Genomic DNA, 8,225 nt, shown 5'->3' with positions numbered 1-8,225 from the left:
CCCCCACCCCGGCCAGGTTTTTGGACGGAAAGCCGCAGCCGGGCTGATTGGGATTGACGATCAGCGCGTCCGGCAACGTGTCGCCGGGCAAGTGGTGGTCCGTCACCAGCACTTCGATGCCGCGCGCCTTGGCCGCTTCCACCCCGGCCACGCTGGCGATGCCGTTGTCCACAGTGACGATGATGTCCGGCCGCTTTTGCGCCGCCAGCGCCACGATTTCCGGCGTCAGTCCATAGCCGTATTCGAAGCGGTTGGGCACGATATAGCTTATGGTCCCGCCCAGCGCGCCCAGGCCCTTCACCGCCACGGCGCAGGCGGTGGCGCCGTCGGCGTCATAGTCCGCCACCACCAACAAGCGCTGGCCGGCGGCGATGGCGTCGGCCAGCCGGCGCGCCATAGCGTCGATATTCTTCAAGCCCTGGTAAGGCAGCAGGCCTTTCAGGCCGTAGTCCAGCTCTTGGCTGTCCGCTATGCCGCGGGCGGCGTACAAGCGCGCCTGCAGCGGCGTCAGCCCTTGGTTCAGCAGTTTTTGCTGCAGTTCCGCCGGCACTTCACGGGTAAGGATTTGCGACATGTTCTCTCAATACAAGGCCGCCACAGGCAGCGCGCGTTTCCAGAATTTCCACAGGTCCGCCGGCTTGACGGTCAGCTCGAAGCCGGCCGGACCGCTGGCGATCAGCGTCAGCTGTTGCAGCTGCCCGCGGCGCAGGGCCAGGAGCAGCGGCGCGAACCAGTCGCGCTCCATGCGCTCCAGTCCCTCGCGCCAGCCCCAGGCGTCACGGTACTGGGCCGCGGCTTGCATCGCGTCCAGCGCCAGCAAGCAGTCTTCTCCGCCGTCCAGCCCTTCGAAGGCGAACGGCGCGCCGTCAGCAGACATGCCGGTTTGCGCGGCCAGCCACTGCAGCGGTTCGTCATCCGCCAGCAGGCGCGGCGCCGGGGCGCGCCACGCGGCGGGCTGGCCTTCGCCCCACAGCCATACGCTGTTGACGGCCAGTTCGCCGCGCATTTCGCGCGCGTCATTGACTGGCTGGGTGTGCAGCAGCATCTGCAGCTCGTTCAGCATGCGGCTCCAGGCCAGTCCGGACTCGCCCTGCGGCAGGTGCAGATTGATGTCCTCGCCCACCACGTCCCATAGCGGCGCGAAGCTCGCCCGCAAGGGCTGGCGCGCTTGCAGCAGCCAGCGGCCCGGCTGAATGGCGTGAAAAGCCAGTCCATCCTCGCCGAAATGCCGGTTCAGGGCATCCACTAGCGCGGCGGCCTCGCCCTGCTCCACCTGCATCACGCCCACATCTGCCAGCAGCGCGCGGTCGCGGTCTATTCTCAGGTGCACCGGATCGGCCAGCAACCATTCGCCTTCCGCGGCATCGAGGCCGGCCGCGCTAGCGGCCAGCCGCGCCAGCCCCTGCGGCGGCGCGCCCCACAAGCGGCCCACGCAATCGGCCAGGCTCTGCTCGCGCCTTTGCAGCGAGCCCTGGCCCAGCAGCCGTTGCAACGAGGGCAGGCTCAGTCCCTTGCCGACTTCCACGCCGTCATGGGCATCCAGCCAGCACAGGCCTGGCATCAACAGGGTTAATTTCATCTTCTTGCCAAATGATTGAAAAATAAGGCCATTTTGACCAATGGTGATTTGGCCGGCGCGCCATTTTGCGGCAAACTGGCGTCTTTTGCCGGAACTATCGTCCCCGGCGCTCGCCAAACACGCTTTTGGCGCGCTCCGCCGCGGCGCCGGAACCCTTGAATATCTTGCATAGGCAGGCATGGCCTGCCCGGAAAAGTGATGGATTATCGCAAACTGCTACACATCCCGCAAAAATGCGCTGGCCGACTGGTCAATCACCATCTGAGCTGGCTGGGGGTGGCCGCCTGCCTGCCCCTGCTGGGCACCGCCACCGCCTTCGCCGTGGCCAACGGCGCTCAGGAAACCGAACCCGCCCGCATCGTGCAGCAGAAAGTGGTGGAGCAGCTGTCCCTTCCGCCATTCCGCTTCGCCGACAGCCAAACCCGCTATTGGCGGGACGAATCGATCAAACGCGGCGACACCATCGCCCGCGTGCTGAACCGCGTAGGCGTGCGCGACGACGAAACCCGCCGGCTGCTATACGGCGACAACGCCCAGGCCAAGAACCTGCTGAAACTGAAAGTGGGCGCCACCCTGTCCATTCAGACCAATGACTCGGGCGAGCTGTTCGGCCTGCGCTTCCTGCAAGACGACGACAACGGCGAGCAAGTCCTGGTGGTGCTGGAAAAGCGCGACGGCAAATGGCAGGCCAGCAACGACACGGTGGCGGCAGAAAGCGTGGAGACGGTGCGCTCCATCAATATCAAGCGCAACGCCGCGTCCGAATTGGCGACGGCCAATGTGCCGGCCGACATCCGCGGCCAGTTGGCCGAAGTATTCGCCGACCAGTTCGACCTCTCCAGCCTGGGCGCGGGCGACCGCATCAATCTGGTGTACGAGACCATGGTCTACGCCGGCTCCGCCATCGCCAGCGGCAACTTGCTCGCCGTGTCCATCGAGCGCCAGGGCAAGCTTTACCAGGCCTATTACTTCGCCCATGACAGCGAAAGCGGCGCTTACTACGACGCCGCCGGCAAGCCGGTGAAGAAAGGCTTCAGCCGCCAGCCCGTGGCCGGCGCCCGCATCAGCTCAGGCTTTGGCCTGCGCAAGCATCCGATCCTGCGCACGCTGCGCATGCACACCGGCATAGACTATGCCGCCAGCGCCGGCACGCCCATCTCGGCCCCTGCCGACGGCGTAGTGGTGAAGGCCGCGCGCGAAAGCGGCTACGGCAATGTGGCGATGATCAAGCATAATGCCAAACTGACCACGCTGTACGCCCATATGCGCGCCTTCGGCAAGGGCGTAAAGCCTGGCCTCAAGGTAAAGGCTGGCGACATTATCGGCTATGTGGGCAGCACCGGTCGTTCCACCGGCGCGCATCTGCATTTTGAGGTTAGAATCAACGATCAGCCGGTAGACCCGGCAACCAACGCCCTGCCCACGCCGGGACTGGGCCGGACCCAGCTCGCCCAGTTCAACGCCAAGCGCGTGCAATTGAGCGCCAAGCTGGACCTGCTGCAGAATATCCCGGTCAACGTTGCCCAGATCGATTGATGAACGACCTATATATCGGAATGATGTCCGGCACCAGCCTGGACGGCGTAGACGCCGCGCTGGTGCGCTTCGACGCGGCCGGCCAGCCTGCGCTGCTGGCCGAACACGCCCTGCCTTATCCCGCCGACGTGCAATCCGCCGTGCTGGCGCTGCAGCCGCGCGGCGATGACGAACTGCATCGCGCGGAAACGCTGGCCAACCAGCTGGCCGAGCTCTACGCCCAGGCCGCGCTCGAGCTGCTGGGCAAAACCGGCTGCGCGCCAGCCGACATCCGCGCCATCGCCTGCCATGGCCAGACCGTGCGCCACGCGCCGCATGAGGCCTACACCATACAGCTAGGCAATATGGCCCGGCTGGCCGAGCTGGCCGGCATAGACGTGATCGCGGATTTCCGCAGCCGCGACCTGGCAGCCGGCGGCCATGGCGCGCCGCTGGTGCCCGCCTTCCAGCAAGCCGTCTTCTCCAACCCTGAGCAGCGGCGGGTCATCCTGAACATAGGCGGCATCAGCAATCTCGCCCGGCTGCATGCCGGACAGAACGCGATAGGCTTCGACTGCGGCCCCGGCAATATGCTGATGGATGCCTGGTGCCGACGCCATCTCGGCCTCCCCTACGATGAAGACGGCCGCTGGGCCGCCGGCGGCAATATTCACGCGCCCTTGCTGGAAGCGATGCTGGCCGAGCCTTACCTGACGCAGCCGCCGCCCAAAAGCACCGGCCGCGACCTGTTCGACGACGCCTGGTTGGACGCCAAACTCGCCGCGCTGGCCGCTTCTCCCCGCCCGCAAGACACCCAGGCCACCCTGCTCGCCTTCAGCGCGCGCTGCATCGCAGATGCCATCTCAGGACACTGCCCAGGCAACCAGGCCGTCTACGTCTGCGGCGGCGGCGCCCGCAACCGCGCGCTGCTGGCAGAAATCGCCCGACTGCTGCCCGGCCAGCGCGTCGCCCCCATCGAAGAGCTGGGCCTGCCGGCGCAAGCCATCGAAGCCATCGCCTTCGCCTGGCTGGGCTGGCGCTTCGTCAACCGCGAGCCGGGCAATTTGCCGGCGGTGACCGGGGCGCGCGGACCGCGCATCCTGGGCGCGCTGTATCCGCGGTGAAAAATCGCATCAAGCCGTAATTAAGCTGTCGCGATAGCTCAAATGTGGATTCATCCTAATCACGCCGGAAAGATAGCATGAGTCGATTTGTCATCCTTTCCGGCTGTTCAGGCGGCGGCAAGTCCACATTGCTCGCAGAACTTGAGCAGCGTGGATACCCCATTGTCGAAGAGCCAGGCAGGCGGCTCATCAGGGCGGAAATCCAGAGGAACGGCGCCGCATTGCCCTGGATCGATTTGAAAGCGTTTTTGCATCAAACCATGGCAATGGCTCTTGATGGCCTCGCATCGCTCCATGAGCAGGACAATTGGGTCTTCTTCGATAGGGGATGGATAGACGCCGCCATTGCTCTCCAGCACATAAGCGGGGAAGCGGCATTAACAACCCCGGGCTGAGCCATCGCTATCATCAACGGGTATTCTTGACGCCCTCGTGGCCGGAAATTTATGTGCAAGATTCGGAGCGGCGTCACGGACTGGACCGCGCCATGGAAGAATATACCCGGCTGCTCAAAACCTACCCGACACTGGGGTATAACATGGATATTCTCCCAAAGATCAGTCTCAAAGAGAGGGCGGACTTCATTCTGAGTGCTTTGAACCGCTAAGCCGATCTCCAGAGGTGTTGGCTCAGATAGTTATTAGGGATTCGCTGCAAGGCAGCAAAGCGAAGTGGTCAGCATCCGGCACTACGATGCATGTCCTCCCCAGTTGCTCAGCCATCTCCAGCATATCAGCCTTGGCAAAACAAGCATCCGCGACGTACAAGCGCAGCGGACAGGCCACCCTTTTCAACAAATCCAGCATGTCCGGCCAATCGCGCTCTCCCCTTCTCAGCGCTTGCAATGCGTCCATATCTGCGGCTTGCAAACGCTGCGCCATTCCCCCAGGAACCGACATCAGGCTTTGCCACAAATCGCGCCAGGCCTCGCCGCCTTGACGCAAGGTCTGCAATACGATGTCCGCCCCGGGCTCAAAATCGCTCTTCCGCTCGAAACCGCCCAGCAGCAAGCGTTCTACCCGTTGCGGATGCTCGGCCCCCAGGCCAAGCGCCAGCTTGGCGCCCAGCGAATAGCCCCACACCTCCGCTTTATCAATTTGCAAACGCGTCAATAATTCCGCAATGTCCGCAACAAGAGCGTCCAGGACATAAGCAGAAGTTTCGCGAGGCGCGGGACTGCCGCCATGGCCGCGAGGAGAGACGCAAATCAGCCGATACCGGTCTCCCAGCGCCGCCGCGTAGCCCAGTTCCAAAGCGTCCTCGTGACTCATGCCGAAGCCAAGCAGCAGCAATAGCGGTGGTCCAGAGCCGTATTCGGCGTAATCCAATTTTAAAGTTTTCATGCCGAGGAAATCCTAAAAGAAGCCGCCCCTGCGCGAGGGCAGCTCATGTCGCGGACGCCCTTTGGTATTCGCAATTGAAAGAAATACATGCTGTTGAGTTGGCGTGCGCGCAAATGAAAACCAATAGTCTGAGGGACGCGCTCAGCAATGGCATTTTGATATCAATCACTACTTATCCACGACAATAGTAAGCCATGGTATCCTCTGCGTGAATCGTAATATCGGCGATATGGCCATAGGGTATGTATCTCCAAAAGTATCACTATCAGCCTCTCCGAAGCGCTTTCGCAGATGGGCACGAAATGAAATCAATGGGTTACAAGTAGAATGCGATTTTTCAAGCGCAAAGCCGTTGTCAAAAATAACCAGACGCCTCTGCCGCCGCAGTTGGTCTCCCTGCTGCGCGAGGCGTGGTGGCTGCTGATGGCGGTGGCCGCCGTCTATCTGGTGCTGGTGCTTGCCAGCTATTCTCCGCTGGATCCGTCATGGTCCCACAGTTCGTCCGACCCCACCGTCCGCAATTTCGGCGGCGCCTTCGGCGCGTGGATGTCCGACCTGCTGCTGTACATCTTCGGCTTCTCCGCCTGGTGGCTGGTGGTGTTCTGCTTGGTCGCCATAGGCTGGGGCTACCGCCGCATCGAAAGCCTGGGCTTCAAGTTCAACCCCATCACCGCCGCCGCCGTCGGCGGCTTCTTCCTGCTGCTGCTGTCCAGCGCCAGCTTCGAGGCCATCATCCTGGAGGGCAAGGCGGTGAAGCTGCCGCTCTACCCGGGCGGCATGCTGGGGCGCTTCCTCGGCAAACATTTCTCGCATGGCCTGGGCCTGTCCGGCGGCTATCTGCTGCTGGGCGTGATGTCGGCCATCGGCTTCTCCCTGTTCACCGGCCTGTCCTGGCTGGATTTGATGGAGAAGATAGGCGGCGCGATAGAGGATGGCGCCATCCGCCTGTGGCAAAGCTGGCAAGCCAAGAAAGACCGGGAAATCGGCAAGGAAACCGCGCAAAAGCGCGATGAGAAGGTTTCCGTGGCCAAGAAGAAGATAGAAGACGCCGCGCCGGTGCGCATAGAGCCGCCGGTATTGGAAGTGCCGGTGTCGGTCAAGGCGCAGAAGCCGGTGCAGCAGTCGCTGTTTTCCGACCCGACAGACGCCGCCCTGCCCGGCCTGAGCCTGCTGGACGCGCCCAAGGAGATGCTGGAACCCGTTTCCCAGGAAACGGTGGAATATACCTCGCGCCTGATCGAGCGCAAGCTGGCGGATTTCGGCGTGGACGTCAAAGTGATCGCCGCCTACCCCGGCCCGGTGATCACGCGCTATGAAATCGAGCCCGCCGTCGGCGTCAAGGGCGCGCAGATCGTCAACCTGATGAAGGACCTGGCGCGCGCGCTGTCGCTGGTTTCCATCCGCGTGGTGGAAACCATCCCCGGCAAAACCTATATGGGCCTGGAGCTGCCCAACCCCAAGCGCCAGATCGTCAAGCTGACCGAGATCATAGGCTCGGACGGCTACCAGAACATGGCGTCCAAGCTGACCATGGCGCTGGGCAAGGACATCGCCGGCCAGCCGGTGTCGGCCGACCTGGCCAAGATGCCGCATGTGCTGGTGGCGGGCACCACCGGCTCCGGCAAGTCCGTGGCCATCAACGCCATGATATTGTCGCTGCTGTACAAGGCTACGCCCAAGGAAGTGCGGCTGATCATGGTGGACCCGAAAATGCTGGAATTGTCAGTCTACGAAGGCATTCCGCACTTGCTGGCCCCGGTGGTCACCGATATGAAACAGGCCGCCAACGCGCTGAACTGGTGCGTGGGTGAAATGGAGCGCCGCTACAAGCTGATGTCCAAGCTCGGCGTGCGCAATCTAGCCGGCTTCAACCAGAAGATCAAGGACGCCGACAAGGCCGGTCAGAAGATTCCCAATCCGTTCAGCCTGACGCCGGAAACGCCGGAGCCGCTGGACACCCTGCCGCTGGTGGTGGTGGTGATAGACGAACTGGCCGACCTGATGATGGTGGCCGGCAAGAAGATCGAGGAGCTGATCGCCCGCCTGGCGCAAAAGGCCCGCGCCGCCGGCATCCACCTGATTCTGGCTACCCAGCGGCCGTCGGTGGACGTAATCACAGGCCTGATCAAGGCGAACATCCCCACCCGGATCGCCTTCCAGGTTTCCAGCAAGATAGACAGCCGCACCATTCTGGACCAGATGGGTGCGGAAGCGCTGCTGGGCCAGGGCGATATGCTCTACCTGCCGCCGGGCACCGGCTACCCCAATCGCGTCCACGGCGCCTTCGTATCCGACGATGAAGTGCATCACGTGGTGGAGTTCCTCAAAACCACCGGCGAGCCCAACTATATCGAAGGCATCCTCACCGGCCAGACGGACGGCGACGACAGCGCGGCAGGCGGCGCCCTGGACGGCGAAACCGACGGCGAGTCCGACCCGCTATACGACGAGGCAGTGGCCATCGTGGTGAAAACCCGCAAGGCCTCCATCTCCTCGGTTCAGCGCCATCTGCGCATAGGCTACAACCGCGCCGCGCGGCTGATCGAGCAGATGGAATCCGCCGGTTTGGTTTCCGCCATGGAAAGCAACGGCAACCGCACCGTGCTGGCGCCGGCACGCGAAGACTGACCCTGGGGCGCCGCGGCGCCCCCTTTTCCATTCACA

Annotated in this window: 8 protein-coding genes; 5 read left to right on the top strand and 3 right to left on the bottom strand. The window is 63.1% G+C overall.

The features are described 5' to 3' along the window. Both C2I19_RS22645 and C2I19_RS18970 read right to left on the bottom strand, forming a co-directional pair. Positions 1-574: DHH family phosphoesterase (locus C2I19_RS22645; RefSeq protein WP_233201280.1), on the bottom strand; the 574-nt coding region annotated here is incomplete at its 3' end. A gap of 6 nt (positions 575-580) precedes the next feature. Beyond that, positions 581-1,579, bottom strand: coding sequence for a hypothetical protein (locus C2I19_RS18970; RefSeq protein ID WP_103904192.1), 999 nt, complete (start codon positions 1,577-1,579; stop codon positions 581-583). Positions 1,580-1,777: 198 nt separating this feature from the next. On the opposite strand from C2I19_RS18970, the gene C2I19_RS18965 reads away from it, so the two are divergent. From C2I19_RS18965 to C2I19_RS22905, 4 genes are all read left to right on the top strand, one after another. Further along, positions 1,778-3,115, top strand: a complete 1,338-nt coding sequence (locus C2I19_RS18965) for a M23 family metallopeptidase (RefSeq protein ID WP_103904191.1) — start codon at positions 1,778-1,780, stop codon at positions 3,113-3,115. Further along, on the top strand, positions 3,115-4,218 hold the full coding sequence (locus tag C2I19_RS18960; protein ID WP_103904190.1) for an anhydro-N-acetylmuramic acid kinase: 1,104 nt from the start codon (positions 3,115-3,117) through the stop codon (positions 4,216-4,218). Before C2I19_RS18965 ends, C2I19_RS18960 begins: the two co-directional genes overlap by 1 nt. 77 nt (positions 4,219-4,295) lie before the next feature. Next, positions 4,296-4,613: an AAA family ATPase gene (locus tag C2I19_RS22760; RefSeq protein ID WP_255410709.1), complete on the top strand. Its 318-nt coding sequence runs from the start codon at positions 4,296-4,298 to the stop codon at positions 4,611-4,613. Further along, positions 4,547-4,825: an AAA family ATPase gene (locus tag C2I19_RS22905; RefSeq protein ID WP_369406695.1), complete on the top strand. Its 279-nt coding sequence runs from the start codon at positions 4,547-4,549 to the stop codon at positions 4,823-4,825. Before C2I19_RS22760 ends, C2I19_RS22905 begins: the two co-directional genes overlap by 67 nt. A 22-nt stretch (positions 4,826-4,847) precedes the next feature. Here C2I19_RS22905 and C2I19_RS18950 read toward each other — a convergent pair whose 3' ends face one another. After that, positions 4,848-5,510 carry an alpha/beta fold hydrolase gene (locus tag C2I19_RS18950; protein ID WP_199181270.1) on the bottom strand — a complete coding sequence of 221 codons (663 nt, stop codon included), beginning with the start codon at positions 5,508-5,510 and terminating at the stop codon, positions 4,848-4,850. Positions 5,511-5,888: 378 nt separating this feature from the next. Here C2I19_RS18950 and C2I19_RS18945 point away from each other — a divergent pair, with 378 nt between their 5' ends. Then, on the top strand, positions 5,889-8,189 hold the full coding sequence (locus tag C2I19_RS18945) for a DNA translocase FtsK (protein ID WP_103904188.1): 2,301 nt from the start codon (positions 5,889-5,891) through the stop codon (positions 8,187-8,189). Positions 8,190-8,225: the final 36 nt, after the last annotated feature.

This window comes from Chromobacterium alticapitis (assembly GCF_002924365.1).
GTDB lineage: Bacteria > Pseudomonadota > Gammaproteobacteria > Burkholderiales > Chromobacteriaceae > Chromobacterium > Chromobacterium alticapitis.
This window is presented reverse-complemented; position numbering and strand designations above follow the sequence as displayed.

Coding starts and splice junctions, on each gene's coding strand:
- C2I19_RS18970 (WP_103904192.1), bottom strand. CDS start 1,579: ATGAAATTAACCCTGTTGATGCCAGGCCTGTGCTGGCTGGATGCCCAT.
- C2I19_RS18965 (WP_103904191.1), top strand. CDS start 1,778: ATGGATTATCGCAAACTGCTACACATCCCGCAAAAATGCGCTGGCCGA.
- C2I19_RS18960 (WP_103904190.1), top strand. CDS start 3,115: ATGAACGACCTATATATCGGAATGATGTCCGGCACCAGCCTGGACGGC.
- C2I19_RS22760 (WP_255410709.1), top strand. CDS start 4,296: ATGAGTCGATTTGTCATCCTTTCCGGCTGTTCAGGCGGCGGCAAGTCC.
- C2I19_RS22905 (WP_369406695.1), top strand. CDS start 4,547: ATGGATAGACGCCGCCATTGCTCTCCAGCACATAAGCGGGGAAGCGGC.
- C2I19_RS18945 (WP_103904188.1), top strand. CDS start 5,889: ATGCGATTTTTCAAGCGCAAAGCCGTTGTCAAAAATAACCAGACGCCT.